Origin of the sequence: Oceanimonas baumannii (assembly GCF_002245495.1) — a bacterium.
GTDB lineage: Bacteria > Pseudomonadota > Gammaproteobacteria > Enterobacterales > Aeromonadaceae > Oceanimonas > Oceanimonas baumannii.
Genome location: NZ_NQJF01000007.1, coordinates 38,915 through 63,072, shown reverse-complemented (window position 1 = coordinate 63,072; position 24,158 = coordinate 38,915). Strand labels below are relative to the sequence as shown.

23 protein-coding genes and 1 riboswitch are annotated in these 24,158 nt (G+C 56.9%); of the genes, 8 read left to right on the top strand and 15 right to left on the bottom strand.

From position 1 onward, the window contains the following. Window positions 1-7 precede the first annotated feature (7 nt). The 3 genes from glnG (at window position 8) to B6S09_RS09350 (ending at window position 4,410) form a co-directional block, all read left to right on the top strand. Window positions 8-1,441, top strand: coding sequence for a nitrogen regulation protein NR(I) (glnG, locus tag B6S09_RS09360; RefSeq protein WP_094278240.1), 1,434 nt, complete (start codon window positions 8-10; stop codon window positions 1,439-1,441). Window positions 1,442-1,472: 31 nt separating this feature from the next. Beyond that, entirely contained in the window at window positions 1,473-2,477 is a 1,005-nt protein-coding gene (gene add / locus B6S09_RS09355; protein WP_094278239.1) for an adenosine deaminase, read from the top strand. Window positions 2,478-2,559: 82 nt separating this feature from the next. After that, window positions 2,560-4,410, top strand: a complete 1,851-nt coding sequence (locus tag B6S09_RS09350) for a S8 family serine peptidase (RefSeq protein ID WP_094278238.1) — start codon at window positions 2,560-2,562, stop codon at window positions 4,408-4,410. Window positions 4,411-4,502: 92 nt separating this feature from the next. Here the strand turns inward: B6S09_RS09350 and hemN are convergent, their stop codons facing one another. Genes hemN through B6S09_RS09325 form a run of 5 tightly spaced genes read right to left on the bottom strand, consistent with a single transcriptional unit; the run spans window position 4,503 to window position 8,212 of the window. Further along, window positions 4,503-5,870, bottom strand: a complete 1,368-nt coding sequence (gene hemN / locus B6S09_RS09345; protein WP_094278237.1) for an oxygen-independent coproporphyrinogen III oxidase — start codon at window positions 5,868-5,870, stop codon at window positions 4,503-4,505. 14 nt (window positions 5,871-5,884) lie between these two features. After that, entirely contained in the window at window positions 5,885-6,343 is a 459-nt protein-coding gene (locus B6S09_RS09340; protein ID WP_094278236.1) for a DUF2489 domain-containing protein, read from the bottom strand. Further along, window positions 6,340-6,894, bottom strand: coding sequence for a Der GTPase-activating protein YihI (yihI, locus tag B6S09_RS09335; protein WP_094278235.1), 555 nt, complete (start codon window positions 6,892-6,894; stop codon window positions 6,340-6,342). The genes B6S09_RS09340 and yihI overlap by 4 nt, the downstream gene beginning before the upstream one ends. Continuing rightward, the gene (locus tag B6S09_RS09330; protein WP_243832823.1) at window positions 6,891-7,550 is read right to left on the bottom strand and encodes a class I SAM-dependent methyltransferase; all 660 of its coding nucleotides are present in this window, start codon (window positions 7,548-7,550) and stop codon (window positions 6,891-6,893) included. Before B6S09_RS09330 ends, yihI begins: the two co-directional genes overlap by 4 nt. A gap of 44 nt (window positions 7,551-7,594) precedes the next feature. Continuing rightward, on the bottom strand, window positions 7,595-8,212 hold the full coding sequence (locus B6S09_RS09325) for a c-type cytochrome (RefSeq protein ID WP_094278233.1): 618 nt from the start codon (window positions 8,210-8,212) through the stop codon (window positions 7,595-7,597). A 142-nt stretch (window positions 8,213-8,354) separates the two neighbouring features. Here B6S09_RS09325 and yihA point away from each other — a divergent pair, with 142 nt between their 5' ends. Continuing rightward, the gene (gene yihA, locus B6S09_RS09320; protein ID WP_094278232.1) at window positions 8,355-8,993 is read left to right on the top strand and encodes a ribosome biogenesis GTP-binding protein YihA/YsxC; all 639 of its coding nucleotides are present in this window, start codon (window positions 8,355-8,357) and stop codon (window positions 8,991-8,993) included. Further along, window positions 8,993-9,682: a 16S rRNA pseudouridine(516) synthase RsuA gene (gene rsuA, locus B6S09_RS09315; protein ID WP_094278231.1), complete on the top strand. Its 690-nt coding sequence runs from the start codon at window positions 8,993-8,995 to the stop codon at window positions 9,680-9,682. Before yihA ends, rsuA begins: the two co-directional genes overlap by 1 nt. Window positions 9,683-9,733: 51 nt before the next feature. On the opposite strand, the gene B6S09_RS09310 is transcribed toward rsuA, so the two are convergent. Then, complete coding sequence (locus B6S09_RS09310; RefSeq protein ID WP_094278230.1) at window positions 9,734-11,518, bottom strand: sensor histidine kinase; 1,785 nt, start codon at window positions 11,516-11,518, stop codon at window positions 9,734-9,736. A gap of 132 nt (window positions 11,519-11,650) precedes the next feature. On the opposite strand from B6S09_RS09310, the gene B6S09_RS09305 reads away from it, so the two are divergent. From B6S09_RS09305 to B6S09_RS09295, 3 genes are all read left to right on the top strand, one after another. After that, window positions 11,651-12,121: an Hpt domain-containing protein gene (locus B6S09_RS09305; protein WP_094278229.1), complete on the top strand. Its 471-nt coding sequence runs from the start codon at window positions 11,651-11,653 to the stop codon at window positions 12,119-12,121. Window positions 12,122-12,402: 281 nt separating this feature from the next. Then, complete coding sequence (locus B6S09_RS09300) at window positions 12,403-13,575, top strand: response regulator (RefSeq protein ID WP_341802686.1); 1,173 nt, start codon at window positions 12,403-12,405, stop codon at window positions 13,573-13,575. 19 nt (window positions 13,576-13,594) lie between these two features. Beyond that, complete coding sequence (locus B6S09_RS09295) at window positions 13,595-13,990, top strand: response regulator (RefSeq protein ID WP_094278227.1); 396 nt, start codon at window positions 13,595-13,597, stop codon at window positions 13,988-13,990. Between the two features lie 109 nt (window positions 13,991-14,099). On the opposite strand, the gene mnhG is transcribed toward B6S09_RS09295, so the two are convergent. The 9 genes from mnhG to polA all read right to left on the bottom strand — a co-directional run bounded on the left by mnhG (window position 14,100) and on the right by polA (window position 23,916). Further along, window positions 14,100-14,474 (bottom strand): monovalent cation/H(+) antiporter subunit G, encoded by a 375-nt coding sequence (gene mnhG, locus B6S09_RS09290; protein ID WP_208321719.1) that lies wholly within the window; start codon window positions 14,472-14,474, stop codon window positions 14,100-14,102. Then, window positions 14,464-14,739 (bottom strand): cation:proton antiporter, encoded by a 276-nt coding sequence (locus B6S09_RS09285; RefSeq protein WP_094278226.1) that lies wholly within the window; start codon window positions 14,737-14,739, stop codon window positions 14,464-14,466. Before B6S09_RS09285 ends, mnhG begins: the two co-directional genes overlap by 11 nt. 3 nt (window positions 14,740-14,742) lie before the next feature. Then, on the bottom strand, window positions 14,743-15,216 hold the full coding sequence (locus B6S09_RS09280; protein WP_094278225.1) for a Na+/H+ antiporter subunit E: 474 nt from the start codon (window positions 15,214-15,216) through the stop codon (window positions 14,743-14,745). Next, window positions 15,213-16,715, bottom strand: a complete 1,503-nt coding sequence (locus tag B6S09_RS09275) for a Na+/H+ antiporter subunit D (protein WP_094278224.1) — start codon at window positions 16,713-16,715, stop codon at window positions 15,213-15,215. The genes B6S09_RS09280 and B6S09_RS09275 overlap by 4 nt, the downstream gene beginning before the upstream one ends. Next, a complete protein-coding gene (locus B6S09_RS09270) occupies window positions 16,712-17,059 on the bottom strand; it encodes a Na+/H+ antiporter subunit C (RefSeq protein ID WP_094278223.1) in 348 nt (115 codons plus the stop codon). Before B6S09_RS09270 ends, B6S09_RS09275 begins: the two co-directional genes overlap by 4 nt. After that, window positions 17,060-17,488: a Na+/H+ antiporter subunit B gene (locus B6S09_RS09265; protein WP_094278222.1), complete on the bottom strand. Its 429-nt coding sequence runs from the start codon at window positions 17,486-17,488 to the stop codon at window positions 17,060-17,062. Then, window positions 17,488-19,785, bottom strand: coding sequence for a putative monovalent cation/H+ antiporter subunit A (locus B6S09_RS09260; protein ID WP_094278221.1), 2,298 nt, complete (start codon window positions 19,783-19,785; stop codon window positions 17,488-17,490). Before B6S09_RS09260 ends, B6S09_RS09265 begins: the two co-directional genes overlap by 1 nt. Window positions 19,786-19,986: 201 nt before the next feature. Continuing rightward, a complete protein-coding gene (thiD, locus tag B6S09_RS09255; RefSeq protein ID WP_094278220.1) occupies window positions 19,987-20,793 on the bottom strand; it encodes a bifunctional hydroxymethylpyrimidine kinase/phosphomethylpyrimidine kinase in 807 nt (268 codons plus the stop codon). A 34-nt stretch (window positions 20,794-20,827) separates the two neighbouring features. Next, window positions 20,828-20,927, bottom strand: a riboswitch (TPP riboswitch). 256 nt (window positions 20,928-21,183) lie between these two features. Beyond that, window positions 21,184-23,916: a DNA polymerase I gene (gene polA, locus B6S09_RS09250; RefSeq protein ID WP_094278219.1), complete on the bottom strand. Its 2,733-nt coding sequence runs from the start codon at window positions 23,914-23,916 to the stop codon at window positions 21,184-21,186. Window positions 23,917-24,158 lie beyond the last annotated feature (242 nt).

Genomic DNA, 24,158 nt, shown 5'->3' with positions numbered 1-24,158 from the left:
GCACACTATGGCTGAACTGATTTGGGTCGTTGATGACGACAGCTCCATTCGATGGGTACTGGAACGGGCTCTGGCCCAGGCCGGGTTTCGCTGTCGCAGCTTTGAAGACGGAGAAAGCGTGCTTGACGCCCTGATGGATGCGCATCCGGATGTGGTGATCTCCGACATTCGTATGGGCGGTATGGACGGCCTCACTTTGCTTGGTGCCATTCACCAGCGAGTTCCCGGCCTGCCGGTCATCATCATGACGGCCCACTCGGATCTGGATAGCGCAGTTAACGCTTACCAGCGGGGAGCCTTTGAGTACCTGCCCAAACCCTTCGACATTGATGATGCCGTGGCGCTGGTACAACGCGCAGTGGCCTTTATAAAAGAAAGCCGGCACAAAGCCTCCAGCGAACAGACAGAGGCGGTACGCACTCCCGAGATCATCGGCGAAGCACCGGCCATGCAGGAAGTGTTTCGTGCTATTGGCCGGCTGGCCCGCTCCTCCATTTCCGTATTAATTAACGGCCAGAGCGGTACCGGCAAAGAGCTGGTGGCCCACGCCCTGCACAAACACAGCCCGCGGGCCGCGCAGTCCTTTATTGCCCTGAACATGGCTGCCATCCCCAAGGATCTGATCGAATCGGAGTTATTCGGCCATGAGAAAGGGGCATTCACCGGAGCCAACAGTGTGCGGCGCGGCCGCTTTGAACAGGCCGATGGTGGCACCCTGTTTCTGGACGAAATTGGCGACATGCCACTGGATATTCAGACCCGGCTGCTGCGTGTGCTGGCCGACGGCCAGTTTTATCGGGTCGGCGGCCATCAGCCCATCAAGGTAGATGTACGCATTATCGCCGCAACCCATCAGGATCTGGAAAAAAAGGTCGCCAAGGGAGATTTCCGGGAAGACCTGTTTCATCGCCTTAACGTGATCCGCGTGCATATGCCGGCCCTGAAGGAACGGCGGGAGGATATTCCCAGACTGGCCCGGCACTTTCTGGGGCTGGCCGCTGCCGAACTGGGGGTAGACGCCAAGACCCTGCATCCGGAAACACAGGCGCTGCTGCAGCAACAGCCCTGGCCCGGCAACGTGCGTCAGCTGGAGAATGTGTGTCGCTGGCTTACGGTGATGGCTTCCGGCCAGGAAGTGCTTATCTCGGATCTGCCCCCCGAACTGCTGAAGCGGGAGAGCGAACCGGAACTGCACCCGGGCAACCTGCCCACGGACTGGCGTGAAGCGCTGAAGCACTGGGCCAGCAGCGAACTGGCCCGGGGCCGAAAGGATCTGCTGGCCGAGGCCATGCCCGAATTTGAACGCATTCTGCTCGACTGCGCGCTCACGCAAAGCCGGGGGCACAAACAGGAAGCCGCCCGCCTGCTGGGTTGGGGCCGTAATACCCTGACCCGCAAGCTGAAAGAGCTGCAACCGGAGGCGTCGGCAGCAAAGGATTAAGCTGTCCAGCCCCCCTTTAACAGGAGCCGTCATGATCGATACCAACCTGCCTCTGCTCGACCTGCACCGCCATCTGGACGGTAATATTCGCCCCTCCACTATACTGGCGCTGGGCCGGGACTTTAATCTGCCCCTGCCAGCCGACAACCTGGACGGGCTGCTGCCCCATGTGCAGGTACAGGGCAATACCCCCGATCTGCTGTCTTTTCTGGCCAGACTCGACTGGGGGGTACGGGTGTTGGGCAATTACGATGCCTGCCGCCGGGTGGCCTATGAAAACGTGGAAGACCTGCAACGGGCCGGCATCGACTACGCCGAGCTGCGTTTCAGCCCGGGTTACATGGCTATGAGCCACCGGCTTGAGCCTGAAGGCGTAGTGGAAGCGGTCATCGACGGCATCACCGCCGGCAGCCGGGACTTCGGTATACCGGTAAAGCTGATTGGTATCATGAGCCGCACCTTTGGCCAGGCCGCCTGCACCCGCGAGCTGGATGCCTGTCTGGCCCATGCCGGTAAACTGGTTGCCATGGATCTGGCCGGGGACGAAGCCGGTTTTCCCGGTGAGCTCTTCACCGAACACTTCCGCCGGGTACGGGAAGCGGGCCTGCAGGCCACCGTACACGCCGGTGAAGCCGCCGGCAGCGCCAGCGTCTGGCAGGCTGTGCACGACCTGGGGGCTACGCGTATTGGCCACGGTGTAAGGGCAGTGGAAGACGAATCTCTGCTTAACTATCTGGCAGAGCACCAGATCGGCATCGAGTCCTGTCTTACCTCCAACCTGCAGACCAGCACCGTGTCTGATCTCGCTCATCACCCCATTCACCGCTTTCTGGAGCAGGGCATCCGGGTATGTCTCAATACCGACGATCCGGCGGTAGAAGGCATTGAGCTGCGCCATGAGTATATGGAGACCGCCGTGCGTGCCGGCCTGAGCCCGCAGCAAACGCGCCAATGTCAGGAAAATGCGCTCAATATGGCCTTTATCAGCCCGGAAGAAAGAACCGCGTTACTGCTGACCTGCGCCGGGCGCGAGTAACAGAAGACAATCTCATCACCCCACTGATGACTATCCTTGAATATGTTTCCACCATTCATAAAGGAAGCTAAGGAAGGTCACCATGTTCAGATTCACTATACTGGTGCTGGCCGGGCTGCTTACCCTGCCTGCCCTGGCTGCGCCGGAGCCCCGCCCTCTTAAGCCCTATGCGGACAACCAAATTCTGGTGAAATTCATCCCCGGCACGGCTGCCTCCGAGATGGGCAAACTGCACCGGAAACTGGGGGGGAAGTCGCTGAAAACCATTCCCGGCATTGGCGCAAAAATCATACAGGTCCCCGCCGGCTCGGTGCCAGAGATGGTAGCAGCCTATAACAACAGCCCCAATGTGCTTTATGCCGAGCCAGACTATTACCGGCTGCTGGTCGTGCCCAGCGAAGAAACTGGCCCCACCCCGGCTGGCAGTAACAATTTCTTTGAAGAACAGTGGTCACTGCACAATACCGGCCAGGCTCATACTTATGTGCGCCAGACCCCGCTCGGTGCACAACTGAGCACGACCAGCGGCAGCCCCGGTGCCGACATCGAAGCTCCCATGGCCTGGGACTGGCTGGCAAGCAACAGCCTGCTCAATGTCTCCACCGCCAGCCTGCCAGCCGTGGCGGTACTGGATAGCGGGGCCGACTGCAACGCCCTGGAATTGAAGGACAAATGTCTGGACCAGGAAGACATTGTCCAGGCCGCCGAGCTATGGGGGTGTACCGGTACCGCCTGCGATACCCTGGGTCACGGCACCTTTGTGGCATCCGAAATCGCCGCTAACACCAATAACGGCAAGGGTATTGCCGGGGCCGCCTGGAATGCCGGTATCGGGGTCTTCAAGGTATGCTACCAGGAGCTGATCACCGACGGACTCAATTACTTTTTTGTTGGTCTGTGTCCGGTATCGGCTTCGGCAGAAGGTATTACCCGGGCTACCGAGCTGGGCTACAAGGTCATCAACATGAGCTATGGCAGCGACCTGATAGACGCCGGTGGTAATATTTTTGCCACCGACCCTTCCACCGCCGAATGCGAGGCGGTACAACTGGCCCGGAATCGGGGTGTGGTGCTGGTGGCCGGCGCCGGCAACAACGGTGACCAGGCCAAAACCTACCCCGCAGCCTGCTTGTCTGACAACGGTGAGTCCACCGTGATTGCGGTCGCGGCCACGGATCACAATGACGACAGGGCTTCCTTTTCCACCTATGGCAATGACTGGGTCAGCCTGAGTGCGCCGGGCAAAGATATTATCGGTATTCTGCCCGATGCCCACTGTGGAACCTATACGCCCGGCACCGACAGTTGTGTGGACTGGTGGAGCGGCACCTCCATGTCATCCCCCCTGGTGGCGGCCGGTGCGGCCATGGTATGGGCCGCGCTGGAAACGAGTATGACCGGTACCGACACCAACGGTGCCCCCCTGTGTGGCGATACCCCCTGCCATGAGCGGGTTCGCTACCGGCTGGAACAGGGCGCCGACAAAATCGGGGCCAGGGGCCAGAATATGCAAAGCTGGACGCAACATGGCCGCCTTAACCTGGCCAATGCCCTGTCGTTGAACAGCACACCTCCCCCTCCCGGTTCCGATACCGCCCCTGTAGCGGCCTTCAGCTACAGCTGCAACAAGCTCTCCTGCAGCTTTGATGCCTCGGCCAGCCAGGACGATATGGGTATCGACAGTTATGCCTGGGCGTTTGGAGATGGCAGTAATAGCTTCGGAGTTAATCAGAGCCATAATTACGATGAAGCAACAACCTATACCGTTACCCTTACCGTCATCGATGACATCGGGCAAAGCACCAGTATTAATATGGACCTGACGGTCAAAGACAGGGGGCGTATCAGCGGCAATACCGGCGATAGTGGTGGTGGAGATACCGGTGGTGGAGGCAACTGTCCGCCAGGCAAAGCCGGCAAAGGAAAATGCTGACAGCACCGCCATAAACGGCCCGGGCCGCTCGCAATATTTGCGCGCGGCCCGGATTTATTTCGTTTGACTGCTCGCTGACCGCCCTGTGTTTGTCAGATCACCCGGGAAAACTGCTGCCGGCGCGCCTGCTTGCGGGAGTGCACATCAAAGCACATGCAGATATTGCGGATCAGCAACCGGCCCTTGGCCGTTACCCTGATGCGACCTGCCTCCCGGATCACCAGCCCATCGTCCACAAAGGTTTGCAGCAACCGCAGATCTTCGGCGAAATAGCCGTCAAAATCGATGCCGTATTGCTGTGCCAGCGGTGCAAACTCCAGCTCGAAATTACAGATCAGAGTCTTGATCAGATCCCGACGCAGACAGTCATCTTCGTTCAGGGCGTAACCCACGGTCTGGGCATGGCCCAGCTCATCAAGCTGAGCGTAATACTGTTTCAGATCCTTGTGATTCTGGGAATAAGCGTCGCCAATCATGCTGATCGAAGACACCCCAAGCCCTAACAGATCACATTCTCCCTGGGTGGTGTAGCCCTGAAAGTTACGGTGCAGTTCGCCGTTGCGCTGGGCCACCGCCAGACTGTCGTCAGGCAAGGCAAAGTGATCCATGCCGATAAACTGATACCCCTGGCCGGTAAGGTAGCGAATACTGTCCTGCAGCATGGCCAGCTTCATGGCCGGTGCCGGCATGTCTTCGTCCTTCAGCTTGCGCTGCGCAGAAAACCGGCTGGGCAGGTGAGCGTAGTTGAACACCGACAGCCGCGCCGGGCTCATGGCCACCACCTGCTCCAGGGTGTGGTGAAAGCTTTCCGGGGTCTGCAACGGCAGACCATAAATTAAATCCAGATTGGTGGAAACAAACCCCAGTTCGGTGGCCCGGGCCACCAGCGCCTTGATAAAGTCGTTATCCTGCTCCCGGTTCACGACTTTCTGCACGTCCTTGTTAAAGTCCTGCACCCCCAGGCTGATACGGTTAAACCCTTCCGCTTTCAGCACATCAAGCAGCTCAAGTTCAATACGACGGGGATCGATCTCGATGCTGAATTCACCCACCTCGGCAAAGTTAAAATGCTGGCGCAACAGGCCGCTTAATCGCTGTATTTGCGGGGCAGTCAAAAAGGTGGGTGTTCCGCCCCCCCAGTGCAGCTGGGTCACGGTACGGCCGGCAAAACGCGGTGCCATGGCCTTAATTTCCCGTTCCAGATAGTCCAGATAGATATCGGCCTTGCCCTGGTGGCGGGTAATGACCTTGTTGCAGCCGCAGTAATAACAAAGCTTGTGACAGAACGGAATATGTACATAGAGTGATAGCGGACGCTCCGGGTAGCGGGCGGCGGCAACGCTGAACTCATCCATGCCAAAGTCGGCGGTAAACTCGAGGGCGGTAGGATACGAGGTATACCGCGGCCCCGAGTAATTGTATTTTTCGATGAGGGTCTGATCCCACTCAATCGCTGACATTGTCTCCTCCCCGGTCAGAGACCGGGCAGTTCCAGACTGACCAGTCGCTCGACCTCAGTTTTAATAGTGGCTTCCAGCTCACCCTCATGGCCAGCCCGCTGCAGATCCTGTTTCATGCGTTCGTTGCGCTTCAGCTGTTTGCGGGCCTCGTGGGTCGGCAGCTCTTTCACTCTGTCATAGAGATCGTAGAGGCCGGGATAATCCTCGGCAAAGTTTCTGGGCTGATCGAACTGTAGGGCATTCAGCAGATTAGTCAGGCGAATGGCTCCCTCCGACAGGTTGCACTGATCCTCCTTGACCGCCAGGGCAATGACCCGCACGCTTTCAAGAATGCGTTCATTGCGTCTGGTAATAGCCTGCTGCCGGAATTGTGTTTGCTGGCGCAGACGGGCCAGCAAAATACCCGCATACACGGCCAGCACCACAATGATGACGCCACCCGCCAGGGCAGCGATCAACCAGGGTGAGATCATGACTTGTCTTCCTCCTCCCGATATTGAGCAGGATCAAGCTCGGCGTCCATAAAGCGCTCCCAGAGGTCATCGCCGGGCTCGCCATCGCCTTCTTCCTCATCCTCGTCCAGCAAACCGAGCTGCTCCAGCAACTGTTGATGACGGGCCAGGGTACGATCGAGCCAGACTTTATCTTCCTTGCTCAGCTTGTCACCGTCTTCCACTCTGTCCAGCAAGGTGTTCAGACGCTCGTTATTTTCCAGCGCCTCCAGCTCCTGCTCCGGCGTGAGCTGTGGTGTCGGCACCGGACGCGCGCGGGCCACCACGGCCTGCTCCCGGGTGTTGTCTTCCTGCACCAGGGCTACGGGCTTGCGTGAACCCAGACGGGGATCCTGGGAAGGTTTCTGGGGTTTGCCACCCTGCGTACCACCTTCCACGTTGTGGCGGGAGCCCGGGGCCAGGCCCTTGCGCTTGGCTTTGCGTTTGCGTTCCCTGCTCTGTTCGGCGGTTTCGCGGTTTTCCTTGCGGGCACCGATACGACCCGGAGTACGGGCCTTCTTAATACGTGTCATAACGACTCCGGTTTGTGCAGAAGAATGACATCGGCACCGATAAATTCAATGCCGAGCCCGTCCCGTTCTGCCAGCCACATAAAGGTGTTACGGCTGAAAAAGCAGACATGGGTGGGATCCTGTTTATAGTGCCAGGAGGCAAAAGCCGCCTGGTCCCGGGCCAGCTTGGTCATCAACCCCAGCCAGCCACCCGGTTTGAGCATGGTCAGTAAACGCTGCCATTCCCGCCCGGGATAGTAAAAATGCTCAATTGCCTCGGTACAGGTGACAAAGTCATACTGTCGCCGCAGCCGTTCGGGATGATCCGCATAGTAAGGGTCATAGGTACTGACCACAAAGCCTGCCTCATTAAACATCGCCGCCAGTGCCGGACCCGGCCCGCAGCCAAAATCCAGCCCCTCGCTGCCCGGCGCCAGCCGTGCCATCAGCGGATTGGCCAGCCGGCTTAAAAAGCGCCGGTAACCCGCATCCTGAATATCGTTGCGGTGCAGATCATACTCAGCTTTTTCCGCATTTTGTGTCAGTCGCTGAGCAGGATCCACAAAAATCAGCCGGCATCGAGTGCATTGATGGTAATCACGGTGATCCTGATAAAACAAGGTATGGTCGGGAGTGGCGCAGAGCGGGCAACAAAACACAGGAGGGCAAGAGGACATCAATAAACCAGAAAAGTGAGGGGCCTGCAGGCCCCCGTCATCTATCAGTGCAGGCCAGCCACATACTGAGACAGCGCAGCAATATCATCGTCGGTCAGCTTGGTGGCAATATCGCGCATCATGCCGTTGGGATCATTGTTACGATCACCACTGCGGAACATTTCCAGCTGGGTCTTTATATAAGCCGGATACTGGCCGCTCAGGCTGGGGAACTTAGCAGATTCCAGACCTTCACCACGGGGGCCATGACAGGCGATACAAGCGGTCACACCACGCTCGATATCCCCCCCCTGATAAAGCGCGGCACCACGCTCAATCACGTCTTCCGCTACCGGCACCGGAGTAATGGCCTGGCTGGCAAAGTAAGCGGCCAGATCAGCCATATCCTGCTCGGACAGAGGCATCGCCATACCGCCCATGATGGCGTTGGCACGACCGGCACCACCGGTGGCGGCAGCCTTGAATTCGGCCAGCTGCTTTTCCATGTAGGAAGCATGCTGTCCGGCAATTTTGGGGTACATGTCGGTCGGGCTGTTACCGTCGCTGCCATGACAGGCAACACAGGTGGCGGATTTGGCCTTTCCGGCTTCGACATCGCCCTGGGCCTGTGCGGTACCGGCCACTCCGAGCATTAAGGCTAGCGTGAAAACAATTTTTTTCATGACGTTCCGACTTCTCGTTGTTAGAGCTTCCAGATCACATACCAGCAAGGGCATGTTACAATGCGATTTAAAAAACCGCACTATTCTACACAATTTTGCCGGAAAGTAATCAGGGCGGCTTCATAACCTCGGGGAATTCACATTGAACAACAACAAGATAAACTTTAATGCCGCCCGCTTCATTACCAGCGCGCCCAACATACGGCAGATGCCCGCCGACACTGGCGTTGAGATCGCCTTTGCCGGCCGCTCCAATGCCGGTAAATCCTCTGCATTGAACACGATCACCCAGCATAAATCCCTGGCCCGCACCAGTAAGACCCCGGGACGGACTCAGCTGATCAACGTGTTTGAACTGAGTGAAGGCAAACGCCTGATCGACCTGCCCGGCTATGGCTATGCCAAGGTGCCGGAAGAAATGAAACTGAAGTGGCAGCAGGCGTTGTCGGAATACCTGCAGCAGCGCGACAGCCTCAAGGGACTGGTGGTGCTGATGGACATTCGTCATCCGCTGAAAGACATCGATCAGCAACTGCTGCAATGGGCCAGTGACTGCGAGCTGCCGGTACTGGCGCTGCTGACCAAATGCGACAAGCTCAAATCCGGTGCCCGCAAAGCTGAGGTGCTGCGGGTGCGTGAAGCGGTGGCCATCTTTGGCGGCAGCATCCGGGTCGAGGCGTTCAGCTCGCTGAAAGGACTGGGCGTGGAGCAGGCCAAGGAAGTACTGACCGAGTGGCTGCTGCAGGATGATATGCCTGATGCCGGTGACGAGCCAGCCTGATGCGCCTGGATCGCTTTTTATGTGAAGCCACCGGCCTGACCCGCTCCATGGCCAAAAAGGCCCTGTTCCGGGGCGAAGTCACAGTGAATGATGAAGTGGCTAAAAAGGGCGATATCAAAATCGGTGATCAGCAAGTTCATCTTAATGGCCGGCTGCTGAATCTGCAGCCACCGCGATACCTGATGCTGCACAAGCCACAGGGCTATATCAGCGCCAGCCAGGACGAGCGACACCCCTGCGTGCTGCATTTGCTGCCGCCGGAGCTGACGTCAGGCCTGCAGTGTGCCGGCCGGCTCGATGTGGACACCACCGGCCTGCTGCTGCTCACCGACGACGGCCAGTGGTCGCACCGGCTGCGCTCGCCGAAGCGGGCCTGCCATAAGACCTACCGAGTCACACTGGCAGAGCCTCTGGCTGCCGGCACCGCCGCCCGCTTTGCCGAAGGCGTGCTGCTGCACGGCGAGCCCAAGGCCACGCTGCCCGCCACACTGGAGGTCATTACCCCCATTCAGGTTTTACTGACCATTCAGGAAGGAAAGTATCATCAGGTGAAACGCATGTTTGCCGCCGCCGGCAACAGGGTCACCGCTCTGCACCGCCAGCAGATCGGCGATATCGTACTCGACCACACCCTGCCCGAAGGAGAATGGCGTCACCTGACATCAGAAGAAGTGGCATCCATCGGCTGACGGCAGTCAGGGCTGATACTAACCGCTCGTTAAACGGCCATGGTGGTATGTTCATGGCTGTTTTCCTTCCGGCTCACCGTACCGGCTGGGCAGCTCAATCCAAAAATGGGCACCATTACGGTTATAAAAACCGATGCGTCCGCCCATCAGTTCTGCCAGTTCCTTGCAGATAGCCAGCCCCAGCCCGGTGCCGCCACAGGCACGCATGGTGCCGTATTCTGCCTGGGAAAAACGTTCAAACAACCGCCCGGCAAAGGCTTCTGGTATACCTTCGCCCTGGTCGCTGACCGTCACTTTAAGCTGGTCGGGCTGATCCTGCTCTACCAGTACCCTGACCTGGCCGCCTTCCGGTGAATATTTGATGGCATTGCTGATCAGGTTATCCAGCAGCTGACGCATGCGCAGCGGATCCATCAGCACTGTCAGATCATCACCACAGGCACTCCGGAGGCTCACATTTCTCTCTGCTGCCATGGGGCGGTTGCCGTTAAGTGCATCATCAATAATGTCGTTCAGACGGCAATCAACCGGGGTCAGGGTCATTTTTCCGCTGCTGAGTTTACTGAAGTCGAGCAGATCGTTAATCAGATATTGCAACCGCTCACCGTTGCGTTGTGCAAGCCCGGTCAGCTCGGCGGCCTTGTCCGGTAAGGTGCCGGTCACGCCCGAATTGACCAGTCGCAGCGCACCGTTAACGGAAGTGAGCGGTGTACGCAATTCATGACTGACCACAGCCACAAAGTCGTCCTTGACCTGGCTTAATGCCCGGCGCTCGGCGGTCAGCCGGTTGAAAGCCCGGGCCAACCCCACCAGCTCCGGCACGCCGGTTTCAGGTAAAGGGGAATCACTCTTGCCCTGGGCCATGGCATGGATGCGCCGGGTCATCGTCTCAAGCGGGCGCATCGCACCCCAGGCAATCCAAAACGCAAACAGTGACAGCGTTGCACCAATCAGCAGACTGATGCTGGCAAAGCGCTTGAAAAAGGCTTTTGCAGGCGTCACAACCTGCTGATGTGGCAAGGCCCTGACAAACACCCAACCCAGCTCCTGCAAATGAGTACTGGCATATACCCAGTGTTTTTCTCCATCCCGCTCAATCACCCCCAGACGGTCACCAAATAATACCGCATCCACCAGCAGGTCATCTCCCGGTACCGGCAGGGGTTGTAATTCCCGGGATAATGTTTTGCCGTTATACACATATATCTGGTTTTCCGTATCCATGATTCTGAAGCTGACTCCTTCACGCCGGGCTTCAATTATTCTTTTTTCAGGAAGAATAGAGTCTGAAGTTAAATTTACCACACCGGCCAGCATGCCCAGTAAATCTCCCTCATCAGACAGTATCGGGCTGACAAATACCACTACAGGATCACCGCTGGTACGTCCGACAAGAGGACGGCTGATGACCGTCTCGCGGGTATCTTGCACCTTCCTGAAGTAAGCCCTGTCGGTATAACTGGTGCCCAGCCGGCCGGGCACCGGATCCGTTTCAGCAATCACGGTGGCATTGGCATCAAATACTACCAGGCCCCCGGAAAACAACCGGGTCACATTAGGCTGACGGGCAAGTCTGGCCTGCAGATTAGCGAGGGAAAGCAGCCGCAGCCCATCAGACAGTTGTGGTGCCATACTCTCGAGCGCCAACCGGCGAGACGCCAGGCTCTGTTCCACCTGCTCGGCGGCGCGCACAGTTGCATTAAACTGACGCTGGCTGTATAGCTGTTCGAGATCATCAACCAGTGAGTGGTAAGCAGTTGCCAGCACTCCCAGCACGGTTAGCAGGGCACCGGAAAACATAATCAGCGCAATACGCCCTTTCAGGGAAAAAGCCATTTAACAGGTTCCTTGTTGTCATGGCGATACTGTGACAGTACAGGTTTTAATAAAACTTTATCAGCATAAAACAACCATGACTATTTCCCCGCCATGCCGGCTGAAACCACCTGAAATATATCCGGAACCAATATGTCCGAAATAACCCCGCTTGATAAGCAGCTTACTTTGCTGCGGGAGCGCTTTACCGAGCGCACCCTAAAAGAACTGCAAGAAATACGGGCAGAACTGGATACCCGGCCACTTAACAGCGCTCCACTCCCCAGGTTGCAGACTGGCGCACAATTGCTGCACCGGCTGGCAGGCTCCTCCGGTACCTTTGGGTTTAACGCACTTGGCAAAGAAGCGGCCCGCCTGGAACACTGGCTGAACACGGAGCTGGCTAAAAAAGACATGCCTTTCCACCAGGCTGAGCGACTGGTGGCCGATCTGAGTCAACATCTGTCACAACTGCCAGGACTGCTGCTGCCGTCAGCTCTTCCTGACCTCATGCCATCCGGTGATGCTGCATCCGGGAATACCCGAGACGAACGGCCGGTGGAAGGAGATAAGCTGACTACCCTGACCCACCGACATTTCTCGGCAAAAAAACAAAAAGACTGAACCATCTTGCCAGGCGCTCCCTGGAACACCCATTAAAACAATGCCTGCGCAGCACGAATGTTCTGAGGTGCAACCGCGATGAGAAGCAGTTGCACCTCTTGATTTTCACGTGCCAAAACAGATATTTAGAGTTAGAGTTCGTGTGGACCAGGCTGTCCTTAATGGATTTGGCTGTGCAGAACAGACACTGAGGCCGCAGACCCTACCCTGTATGCACAGAAGAACCGCGAACGAGGCAGGGCCACCGACTATGCTGAACGGTGTTAATCAGTATCGAATAAATAGGTGTTCATCTGAATATATTACTGCTTGAAGACGATGAGCTGGTGGCCAGCCTGGTAGAAGCCGTGCTGACTGGCCTGGCCTCCAATATACATGTAAAGCATGCCGCCACCCTGGCCGCCGCCAGCAATATCTGGCGGCGACAAGGGGCAGATCTGGTGCTGTGTGACTGGAACCTGCCCGATGGTTACGGGCTGGATCTGGTCCGAATTATTCGCCAGACCAGCGAACACACCCCTGTCATTATCATCAGTGCCAGCTCCGATCGAGAGCATGTAAAGCAGGCTCTGCACCTGGGCATTATCGATTTTATTGCCAAGCCTTTTGATATGGCCACCCTGCATCAGCGGCTGCAGACGGTCTTTGAGCGCATTAATACGGTTAAACCGGCCGAGGGTGCCATTCTGCCTCCGCTGGATCACTGGCTGGAGCAGGCACTGAGTGAAAAACTGCAGTTACCCGGGGAGCTGTCTGCCGAGCAGGTAACCCCATTGCTGGGCCAGGCCGACAGCCTGACCCCCTCCGATCTGGCAACACGCTGGAAAAATGAAACTGCCCTGATCACCCGATTGTTGCAACTGGCCAATAATATCTCCCTCAAACGCAGTGGTAACGCCATCTCCAGACCGGTAGAAGCCATTTCTATCCTGGGAGTGGAGATGTCACTGAACTGCGCCATGGCCATGGCACTGAATATTGCCCGGGGATTAACTCACCCCCGGCTGAAAGAGCAGGCTGTGCTGTATCAGGCCCATGCCGAGCAGGTGGCGGCCATCGCCCGGGCCATGGCCATCAGCATTAACCTGGACAGCGCCAGCTGCCATGCAGCCGGCCTGTTATGCCGCTGCGGCGAGCTGGCGCTATTGCGTACTCTGCAGGATTATATTGATCAGGGTGGTCACCCCGATGAAAACGAGATTGAAAACATATTGAAGCAATGGGGACCACGATATGGCAACCGCCTGAAAATACAGTGGCAGCTGCCCATTCCACTTCGGGAGCTGATTGGCGCAGTGCATGTGGTACCCAGTCATGCCACCCGCAAGGCACTACTGGTCATGCACCTGGCAAGTTTACGAGTAGCATCGCGATTGCGTGGCCCCGAAGCCGAAAGATTATTACGCAGGGCCGGACTGGACCAACACAAGTGGCTGAACGCACCGGATGCATAATCAGGATCAGGAGTTGCACATGGAAGACGCTTTAAAGCCGGAACGCATTTTGTATGTAGAAGACGACGAAGACATTCGTGAAATAGCCCGGCTGGCACTGGAAATGGTGGGTGGTTTTAAGGTGCTGCTGTGTGCCTCCGGTGAAGAGGCGCTGGCTGCTGCCCCCGGCTTTGCGCCCGACATTATCTTGCTGGATGTGATGATGCCGGGCCTCGATGGCCCCTCCACCCTGGCCGCCCTGCGCCGGCAACCGGCACTGAAAAGCACCCCGGTGGCTTTTATGACCGCCAAGATACAACCACAGGAAATTGCCGCCTATAAGGAAATGGGAGCCGTGGAGGTGATTGCCAAGCCCTTTGACCCCATGGCCCTGCCCGAGCAGATCCGGAATATCTGGCACCACAGCCAGCAATAGCCAGCCAACTTTTCAGTCACCCGCCACCGGGAGCAACCGCCATGCGAATCAGCAGCGCGGTTGCTCTCCAGCGACAGAGCTCGGCCGGACAGCAATTCAGGGGTTAATATCAGTCATCCCGCTTGTGCGCTGAGCTGCCGAGCTTGTGGGTTTTGAGATCGTAACGTTCCTTGATCACGTCTTTGACCGTGCCTTCCCACAACTTGATGCCCACAAAATAGCCGGCCCGGGCCAGCACATGAGCCGCCACCGGTGCCGTCATGATCACAAACACCACCACTGCCAGCGCCCGTATCACCAGACTGGCCTCGGGAAAATACACCGCAAAGGCACAGGCCATCAGACCTGCTCCCAGCGCTCCTGCCTTACTGGTAGCATGCATGCGGGTCAGCAGGTCAGGCATGCGCACAATTCCTATACCGGCCAGCAGCATCAGAAACGATCCCAGCAACAACAAGGTACCGGTAATAATCTCAGTCATCATCGCGTTGACCTCCCTGCTCCAGATAGCGGGCAAAGCCCACTGCTGCCATAAAGGATGTCAGTGCCAGTACGATCACCACATCAATAAACACCGGCTCGTCAAAGGCCACGCTGTACAGCAGAATAAAACCGATGGTAATGGAGGCGATCACTTCCAGCGCCACCACCCGATCCGGCAGGGTCGGCCCCATCAGCAGCCGTACCGTCGCCAGCACCAGCCCCAGGCTCAAGAATATAAACGACAGGGTAAGAGCAAGTTCAAACATGGCTTATCCCAGCAAATCAATCACACGGGCCTCAAGGGCCTTAAACTCCGCCAGCTGGCGGGACTCATCTTCCAGGTACATCAGATGCACATAAAGCACCCGGCGGTCACTCGACACGTCCAGCGCCAGCGATCCCGGCGTGGCAGTGATCAGGTTGGCCAGAATGGTAATACCGCCCTCGTCTTTCAGATCCAGCGGTATGGCGATCACCCCGGGACGCATTAAATGGGTTGGGGTCAGCACATCGTAAGCAACCCGGGCGTTGGACTTTATCAGGTCCCAGATAAAGAACAGCACAAAGTTAATAATGCGCGGTGCCTTGCCGAAATAGCGGGCAAAAGTGGGTTTGTCGCGTCCCACATAGGCCAGCACCAGGTAGCTGAGCAGTACCCCGATCACCAGATTACTGATGGTATAGGTGCCCGACAGTGCCACCCAGGCAATGGCCAGTAGCATGTTCCATCCAAACGCTTTCATCGGTTGCCTCCCAGCACGGCTTCAATATAACCCTCCGGCGACAGCAGTTGCTCTGCCGTGGCCATGGCCAGTTGTACAAACCATTCGGCACCAAAACCGATGGTCAGGGTCATCAGAGCCAGTACTGCGATGGGGGCATAAAGCACATACAGATGCGGATCCCCTTCACCACGCAGGGGCTTGGCATCGTCGGGCAGCTTTTTCCAGAACGCCTCGGCCCAGATTTTGATCATCGAATACAGCGTCAGCAAGCCTACGATCAGAGCCATGGCAACCATCAGCCAGTGCCCTTCGATCACGCCCGCCTTGATCACGGTAAACTTGGCAAAAAAGCCTGACAACGGCGGCAGGCCCGCCAGCGACATGGCCGGAATCATAAATAACGCAGCCAGCCAGGGAGCCGAACGATACAATCCGCCCAGGTGCGCAAGATCGTAACTGCCGTGATAGCGGTACATAACCCCGCTGATCAGGAACAGGTTGGTCTTCACGATAATGTGGTGAAAGATGTAAAACACGCCGCCGGCAATGGCCAGTGGCGTGAACAGCGCCAGCCCCACCAGCATGTAGCCAATCTGACTGATGATGTGAAAGGACAGAATGCGTCTCACCTCAAACTGAGCCGCCGCTCCCAGCACCCCGGTGACCATGGTGAAAATACCCATGGCCATCAGCACGGTGCCATGGGTAAAACCGGTATCCTGCACGAAAATCAGGCTGAATACCCGGTAAAGCGCGTAAACACCCACCTTGGTCAGCAAGCCGGCAAACACCGCCGAAATTGCCACCGGCGGTGTGTGGTAAGACGCCGGCAACCAGAAGAACAGCGGAAACGCCGCCGCCTTGATACCAAAAGCCACCAGAAACAGCATGGCAATGACGGTCACCAGCCCGGACTGTTCAGCCCCGTTCAGCTTCACCGCCAGATCTGCCATATTGAGCGTGCCCGCATAGCCATACAGCAGACCCACTGCGGTGAGGAACATGGCCGAGGAAATCAGGTTAAGGGTGACGTATTTTATCGCCCCCTCCATCTGCGCCCGCTCTCCTCCGAGGATCATCAGCCCGAACGAGGCAATCAGCAGTATTTCAAACCATACATACAGGTTAAAAATATCACCGGTCAGAAAAGCCCCGACCACACCGGCCAGCATCAAGTGCAGCAGCGGATAATAGCCAAAGGCTTCATGGTTACGGGACATGGTAGCCAGTGAATACACCGCCACCGCCAGACCAATGATACCAGTCACCACCACCATAATGGCGCTGAGCAGATCGGCGACCAGACTGATGCCGTACGGAGCGGGCCAGCTGCCCATATAGGCAACCTGAATACCGTCGGTCAGCACCTTTTGCATCAGCACCACTGAGGATACCAGCAGGCCGGCACCCGACAATACCGAGATCCAGCGTTGCACATTGCGCCAGCGCCAGCAGGTCAGACACAAGGCCCCGGCCAGCATGGGAATAAGAATGGGTATAATCACTTCTGGTTTCACGAGTCGGTGCTCTTCATTTCGTTAACGTCGTCGGCGCCAATCACTTCATAGGCCCGGTGAATCAGTACCACCGCAAAGGCCAGCACCCCGAAACTGATCACAATGGCGGTCAGAATAAGCGCCTGAGGCAGCGGATCGGCAATAATACCTGCCGGTGCATTCAAGCCTTCCGGGATCAACGGCGGAGCGCCGCGTACCAGACCACCGCTGGTAAAAATGAGCAGGTTGGCAGCATTCGACAGAATAATCAGACCGATCACCAGTTTCACCACGCTGCGCCGCAGCATCATATACAGGGCCGCGGCATAAAGGCCGCCCACCACAAAGGCAAACAGGTTTTCCATTTATTCCTCCACCTTGGCCAGCGACAGCATGATGGTGGTCACCACACCAATCACCACCAGAAATACCCCGATATCGAAAAACAGCGGCGTACTCAGTTTAAGCTCACCAATGCCGGGGATATTCAGGGTCCACCACTGGCTGGACAAAAATGGCTGTCCTTTCAGTACCATGCCCACAACCCCGCTGACCAGTGCCAGCATCAGGCCACTGCCCATTAACAGCTGGCTTTCCACCCCCATCAGCTTACGGGTGCTGCTGGCATCAAAGGCGAACATATGCAGCGCAAAAGCACCCGACGCCACCAGGCCGGCAATAAAGCCACCACCGGGCTCGTTGTGTCCGCGCAACAGCAAAAACACCGCGAACAGCAACAGCAAGGGCACCAGAAAGCGGGTGGCGGTCTGCAATATCAGTGAAGATCCAATCATTAGCGGTGGTCCTCCCAGCGAAAGCGGATCATGGCATTCACCCCGATGGCGGCCAGCGCCAGCACAAAGATTTCTCCCAGCGTATCCAGCGCCCGGTAATCCACCAGAATCACGTTAACAATGTTACGGCCATGAGCTATTTCATAGCTGTTGGCCACCAGGTAGCTGCTGATCCCTTCTCCCAGTGAAGACTGATTGACGGTCAGCACCATCATCGCGACCAATATCCCAAACACCCCGGCCACACCGGCATCACGCCAGCGGGTACGGGTGCTGGACAAGTCCTGGAAACCGGGCAGACGGAACAACACCAGCACCAGCAGAATCACCGTCAGGGTTTCTATCAGCACCTGAGTAATGGCCAGGTCCGGCGCGCTGAAAAACACATAGATCAGCGCCATGGAGAAACCCAGAACCCCCACGGCAGCCACCGCACCCAGCCGCAGGTGGGTGGAGCAGGCATACATGACGGCCACCAGCATCAGCAGGCTGATCACCATTTCGTAAAGGTACACGCCCTTAAATGACAGGGAATAGATAAAGGCATCGTGAGCCCAGAAGGCATATACCAACAGGCCGATGGTGGTCAGCAATATGGTCATGATGTAGTTGGTCATATAACCATTCTGCAGCCAGTTGGTTTGCCAGCGTGCCAGCCGCACCAGGCCATCCATCATGTGTTCATATCCCCGCTCGGGACCATACGCCAGCGGATAAATGACCTTGCCAAGAGGCTGATAAACCCGGTCCCAGCTGCGGTACAGCAATCCCCCGGCCACCAGCGCGGCGGCACTGAACAGCAGCGGCAAATTAATACCGTGCCACAGCGCCAGATCCAGATCGGCAGCAGGAGTACCACTGACGGCGGTCACCGCTGCCGCCAGCAATGGCTCAGCCAGGCCGGGCAACAAGCCCAGCAGCAGACTTAACAGCGCCAGCATGCTGAAGCCCAGGCGCATGGCCAGCGGAGCCTCATGAGGTGTTTTCGGGGTTGGTTTCAGGGTGCCAAAGAAGGGCTTGATGGCCACCAGGGCACTGGCCCCGACAATGCTGACCGCCGTGATCAAAGCCAGCAGCACCAGCATGGCCGACAGGACTCCGGCACCGATTACCGCCTCGAACATCAGCTCCTTGGCGATAAAGCCAAACAAGGGGGGAATGCCCGCCAGTGACAACGCCGCCACCCACAGAAATAGTGCCGTCTGCGGCATCACACTGCGCAGTCCCCCCAGCTCACGCACATCCTTGGTGCCGGTGGCATGATCCAGAGTACCGGCGGCCATAAACAGGGCCCCCTTGTACAACGCATGGGCCAGCAGGAAAATCATGGCCGCCTTCAGTGCCACCGGCGTTCCGATGCCGATCAACATGGTCAGAGTGCCCAGTGCCATAATGGTGGAGAAAGCCAGAATGCGTTTAAGATCCGTACTGCACACCGACATAATGGCGCCCACCGTCATGGTCACGCCACCGAACACCGACAGGGTCAGCATCCAGGCATCGCTGCCGGCCATCACCGGTTGCAGCCGTGCCATCAGAAAGACGCCCGCCTTAACCATGGTTGCCGAATGCAGATAGGCACTCACCGGCGTGGGTGCCGCCATTGCATTGGGTAGCCAAAAGTGAAACGGGGTCTGGGCCGACTTGGTAAAAGTGCCCAGCAAAATCAATGTCATCATGGGTATAAACAGCGGATGCTGCTGCAGTGCCGGCCCCTGCGCCAGCACTTCAGAGAGCTCATAGCTGCCGGCCATCCAGCCCAGCATAATCAGCCCCGTCATCAACGCCAGGCCACCCCCCATGGTCACAAACAGGCCTTGCAACGCCGCCTTGCGGGATTTTTCCTGCTCGTGATTAAAGCCGATCAACAAATAGGATGTGATACTGGTAAGTTCCCAGAACACGAACAGGCCAATGAGACTGCTGCACAGCACCACACCCAGCATGGCACTCATAAAGGCCAGCAGATACATCAGCAGTTTGTGCCGGTCTTTATTCCCTTCCAGATAGCGGCCGCCATAGATAAGAATAAAAGTGCCGATACCGGTGATCAGCAAGGCGAACATCAGACTGAGGCCATCAAGCATAAAGCTCAGGCTGATATCGAGGCTGGGAATCCAGTCGTAATGAAACTGTATTGTTTCACCCCCCGTCACCCGGGACCAGAAACCGGCAAAATAACCAAACAAGGTCGCCGGCAGCACTGCCAGATACCAGCCGATGTGCCGGCCCAGCCGGGAACTCAACGATGGCACCAGAGCGGCCAGAACAAAACCTGCCAATACGGCAACAAGCATAACGCAAGGCTCCTTTTCAGGCCCGTGCAGGGGCGTCAGGATCGGCGAAAATTAAAGGAGAGACTCAGAGTGCAGGCTATAGCAGTGAAATATTTGGATTAACTATCAGTGAGTTAATCTGTTTTTTATTGGTTATTAGCGGAAGGAATACTACAAGCCACCCCGGCCATACGCAAGCAGACCGGGGCAATTAGCTCATATTCAGCGGGCAAAAAAATGTTCTACCGGTCCCCGGCCCTGGCCAATTTTAAGACGGGTGCCGGCTTCTATGGCCTTTTCGATATAGTGCTTGGCTGAAGCGACGGCCAGCTCCAGTTCCAGCCCCTGGCCCAGGTAGGATGCCAGGGCGCTGGACAGGGTACAGCCGGTGCCGTGGGTGTTGGGAGTAATCACCCGGGGAGTATCGAAGCAGCGGACTTCGCCGTTGTGCAGCAACCAGTCGGGGCTGCGCGGCTCCTGCTGTAAAAAACCGCCTTTAAGCAGCACAGCCCGGCACTCCAGAGCTTCCAGTGCACCGATCAGCGGTTCAATCTCACTCAATGACGCCGGTACCGGCAGGCCCGTCAGGCTGGCGGCTTCCGGCAGGTTGGGGGTGATCACATCCGCCAGGGGTAGCAACCGCTGCTTCAGGCTGTCTACCGCCTCCGGTGCCAGTAGTATGTCGCCGTTGGCGCTAACCATTACCGGGTCCACCACCAGGTGTCTTGGCCGGTAGGCCTCCAGGGCGTCGGCCACCAGATTGATGGTATCGGCGCCCCCCAGCATACCCACCTTGACTGCTGCCACCGGCAGATCGCTGAATATGGCGTCGAGCTGGGCGCGAATAATGTCTTGCGGCAACAGGTGCACAGCGGTCACCCGCTGGGTGTTCTGAGCGGTAATGGCGGCAATCACCGAACAAGCGTAGCCGCCGGTGGCAGAGATGGCCTTGATATCAGCCTGAATACCAGCACCGCCGCCGCTATCGGTGGTGGCAATGGAAAGAATAATGGCTTTGCTGCTGTGCATATCCTTATGGTCCTTGTTAAGCGCAGGAACCATCAGGCCACGGCCACCGGTTCCCTACGCCAGTGTAAGCTGGGTCAGGTTCAACGGGTTCGGCAAATTGCCGTCTCAGCCTTCCGGCTCCCCGACCAATGACACGATAATACCCAGCGCACCCCTCAAATACCAGCAACGGAGTGATCTGCCCAAACTGTAATTTAGTAACAAAAATTATATGTTGTATACAAAATAAGACCGGCATTCAGACAAAAAAAACGCCTTCAGCAGAATAGCTGAAGGCGGCCTGAGCAGCATATATATAAATGCAAAAAGCACGGCAGCATGGGTCACTGCCTCTGTACCTGATGCCACTATAACGTAGTATTATTTCATTATCGTTGTTTATTTATCAGATTAGTGAGCCTGATCCCAGTTGTCGCCCACTCCGGCTTCCACCAGCAAGGGAACGTCCAGACTGGCAGCCTGCTGCATAAGCTCGCAAATTTTCTGCCGGTATCCCTCTGTCTTGTCTTCCCGAATCTCAAATACCAGTTCATCGTGCACCTGCATCAGCATGCGCACATCACCTGCGGGCAGCTCACTGATCCAATCACTGACCAGCACCATGGCCTTTTTAATGATATCGGCAGCGGTGCCCTGCATGGGGGCATTGATGGCAGCCCGCTCGGCACCTTTACGCCGGGCCCCGTTTTTGGATTTGATTTCCGGCAGGTAAAGCCGGCGACCAAACAGCGTGGACACATAGCCCCGCTCGCTGGCCTGCTCCCGGGTGTCTTCCATATAACGCAGTACTCCGGGATAGCGCTCAAAGTAGATATTCATGTAATTCTGAGCTTCGTTACGGCCAATACCCAGCTGGCGCGCCAGCCCAAAGGCACTCATACCATAAATAAGCCCGAAGTTAATGGCCTTGGCCCGGCGTCGCTGCTCCCCGGTCACGTCATCCACCGCCACACCAAATACCTCGGCAGCAGTCGCCCTGTGAATGTCCTGGCCCTCGGCAAACGCTGTCAGCAACCCCTTGTCCTGAGAAAGGTGCGCCATGATACGCAACTCGATCTGGGAGTAGTCTGCCGCCACCAGCTTATAGCCGGGTTCAGCCACAAAGGCCTGGCGGATACGACGCCCTTCCGGGGTACGGATGGGAATATTCTGCAGATTGGGATCCGACGACGAGAGCCGCCCGGTGGCCGTGTTGGCCTGATGATAAGAAGTATGCACACGGCCGCTGTGCTCATTCATCATTTGCGGCAGCTTGTCGGTATAAGTGGACTTGAGCTTGCTCAGGGCCCGGTACTCCATCAGCAACTTGGGCAGAGGGTAATCCAGCGCCAGCTCCTGCAATACCTCTTCGGCGGTAGACGGTGCTCCCTTGGGTGTTTTCTTGATCACCGGCAGTTCCAGTTTGGTAAACAGGATTTCACCCAGCTGCTTGGTAGAGCTCAGATTAAAGGGCTCTCCGGCCAGCTCAAACGCCTCCTGCTCCAGTTCCTTGAGCCGTTTGGCAATTTCATCACTTTGCGCAGCCAGCCGTTTTCCGTCAATGCGCACCCCCGTGTATTCCATCTTGGCCAGGATAGGCACCAGCGGCATTTCAATATCGTTAAACACTCGTTCAAGCTCCGGCTCACCGGCCAGTTTTTCAGCCAGATGATGATGCAACCGCAGCGTAATATCGGCGTCTTCCGCCGCATAAGGGCCGGCCTGCTCCAGCGGGATCTGGTTAAAGGTCAGCTGTTTGGCCCCCTTGCCGGCAATGGACTCAAAGGACGTAGTACTGTGATTCAGAAAAAAGGAGGCCATGCTGTCCATATCATGACGGGTCTGCACCGAGTTGAGCGCATAAGACTCCAGCATGGTATCCAGCAGCGCACCGCTCAGCTCAATACCATGGTTCTTCAGCACATTGATATCGTATTTCAGGTTTTGCCCCAGCTTGATCCGCTTATTATCTTCAAGCAGGGGTTTAAGCGCTCCCAGTACGATCTCTTCGCTCAGTTGCTCAGGCGCATCCAGATAGTCATGGCCAAAGGGCACATAGGCCGCCTGCCCTGCCTCTACCGCAAACGATACCCCCACCACTCTGGCATCCCGGTAGCTGAGGCTGGTGGTTTCGGTATCAAAAGCAAGCAGGGGCGCGGCCTCAAGCTTTTTGATCCACTCGTCAAGCTGCGCCTGTTCGGTCACCAGTTGATAGTCGGTTTCAAGCGCCGGCGCAGCCGGCGTCTCAGTTTCGGTGTCGGGATCCAGCTCGGCCAGCAGGTTGCGGAATTCAAACTCCTGATAAAGGGCTCGTAGCGCCTCGGTGTCGGGATCGTTTTGCTTAAGATCCGCCGGGCCCACATCCAGCTGTACATCGGTCTTGATGGTCGCCAGGGTATAAGACAACCTGACCTGCTCCTCGTGTTCGGCAAACTTGCCGGCAAACGACTTGGAACCACGAAAGCCCAGCTCGGCTATTTTGTCGGTATTCGCAGCGATGTCGTCGATAGATCCCAGCCCCTGCAGCAATGCCAGCGCTGTTTTCTCTCCCACCCCCGGCATGCCGGGAATGTTGTCGACCTTATCACCCACCAATGCCAGCAGATCGATGATCAGCTCCGGGGGCACGCCGAATTTTTCCACCACGCCATTCCGATCGAGAAAGCTGTTCTTCATGGTGTCCATCAGCAATACATGATCAGACACCAACTGGGCCATGTCTTTATCGCCGGTACTGATCACCACATCCAGCTGCTGCTCGGTCGCCTGCCGGGCTAGGGTGCCAATCACATCGTCAGCTTCCACCCCTTCCTCAATCAGCAACGGCAAGCCCATGGCACGAATAATGTCGTGAATGGGCTTTATCTGCTCCCTCAGATCATCCGGCATGGATGGCCGGTGCGCCTTGTATTCTGCATAGATCTCATCCCGGAAGGTTTTACCCTTGGCATCAAATACCACGGCGACCCTGGAGTCCGGAAACTGCTTGTACAGGCTGCGCAGCATATTGGTCACCACCCGGATGGCTCCGGTGGGCCGGCCGTCACGGGTGCGCAGATCCGCTTGCTGAGAGGCAAAATAGGCACGATAAAGATAGGAGGATCCATCAACCAGGATCAGGGGTTTGGCAGGAATGGCAACCATGGTGTCTTCTCGTTAATGCGTTGGCCGCTAGCATGCCACAGCAGGCCGCCGGACTCCATGAGAACGCCGGACGATCCTGTGGATAACTCTGTGAAAGGATGATCCGTAAAAGATCCGAGGGTTACAAGGTAAGTCTTTTTTTTCAAAAGCTTACATAATCAAGTTAGATCTTGATAAGCGATCTTTTATTGTGGAAAATCGACAGAAACCAAATGTTGCGTAAATATTAATCGCACATAATG

Excerpts from the sequence above, each read along its gene's own strand:
- glnG (WP_094278240.1), top strand. The coding sequence starts at position 8 with ATGGCTGAACTGATTTGGGTCGTTGATGACGACAGCTCCATTCGATGG.
- add (WP_094278239.1), top strand. The coding sequence starts at position 1,473 with ATGATCGATACCAACCTGCCTCTGCTCGACCTGCACCGCCATCTGGAC.
- B6S09_RS09350 (WP_094278238.1), top strand. The coding sequence starts at position 2,560 with ATGTTCAGATTCACTATACTGGTGCTGGCCGGGCTGCTTACCCTGCCT.
- hemN (WP_094278237.1), bottom strand. The coding sequence starts at position 5,870 with ATGTCAGCGATTGAGTGGGATCAGACCCTCATCGAAAAATACAATTAC.
- B6S09_RS09340 (WP_094278236.1), bottom strand. The coding sequence starts at position 6,343 with ATGATCTCACCCTGGTTGATCGCTGCCCTGGCGGGTGGCGTCATCATT.
- yihI (WP_094278235.1), bottom strand. The coding sequence starts at position 6,894 with ATGACACGTATTAAGAAGGCCCGTACTCCGGGTCGTATCGGTGCCCGC.
- B6S09_RS09330 (WP_243832823.1), bottom strand. The coding sequence starts at position 7,550 with ATGTCCTCTTGCCCTCCTGTGTTTTGTTGCCCGCTCTGCGCCACTCCC.
- B6S09_RS09325 (WP_094278233.1), bottom strand. The coding sequence starts at position 8,212 with ATGAAAAAAATTGTTTTCACGCTAGCCTTAATGCTCGGAGTGGCCGGT.
- rsuA (WP_094278231.1), top strand. The coding sequence starts at position 8,993 with ATGCGCCTGGATCGCTTTTTATGTGAAGCCACCGGCCTGACCCGCTCC.
- B6S09_RS09310 (WP_094278230.1), bottom strand. The coding sequence starts at position 11,518 with ATGGCTTTTTCCCTGAAAGGGCGTATTGCGCTGATTATGTTTTCCGGT.
- B6S09_RS09305 (WP_094278229.1), top strand. The coding sequence starts at position 11,651 with ATGTCCGAAATAACCCCGCTTGATAAGCAGCTTACTTTGCTGCGGGAG.
- B6S09_RS09295 (WP_094278227.1), top strand. The coding sequence starts at position 13,595 with ATGGAAGACGCTTTAAAGCCGGAACGCATTTTGTATGTAGAAGACGAC.
- mnhG (WP_208321719.1), bottom strand. The coding sequence starts at position 14,474 with ATGATGACTGAGATTATTACCGGTACCTTGTTGTTGCTGGGATCGTTT.
- B6S09_RS09285 (WP_094278226.1), bottom strand. The coding sequence starts at position 14,739 with ATGTTTGAACTTGCTCTTACCCTGTCGTTTATATTCTTGAGCCTGGGG.
- B6S09_RS09280 (WP_094278225.1), bottom strand. The coding sequence starts at position 15,216 with ATGAAAGCGTTTGGATGGAACATGCTACTGGCCATTGCCTGGGTGGCA.
- B6S09_RS09270 (WP_094278223.1), bottom strand. The coding sequence starts at position 17,059 with ATGGAAAACCTGTTTGCCTTTGTGGTGGGCGGCCTTTATGCCGCGGCC.
- B6S09_RS09265 (WP_094278222.1), bottom strand. The coding sequence starts at position 17,488 with ATGATTGGATCTTCACTGATATTGCAGACCGCCACCCGCTTTCTGGTG.
- B6S09_RS09260 (WP_094278221.1), bottom strand. The coding sequence starts at position 19,785 with ATGCTTGTTGCCGTATTGGCAGGTTTTGTTCTGGCCGCTCTGGTGCCA.
- thiD (WP_094278220.1), bottom strand. The coding sequence starts at position 20,793 with ATGCACAGCAGCAAAGCCATTATTCTTTCCATTGCCACCACCGATAGC.
- polA (WP_094278219.1), bottom strand. The coding sequence starts at position 23,916 with ATGGTTGCCATTCCTGCCAAACCCCTGATCCTGGTTGATGGATCCTCC.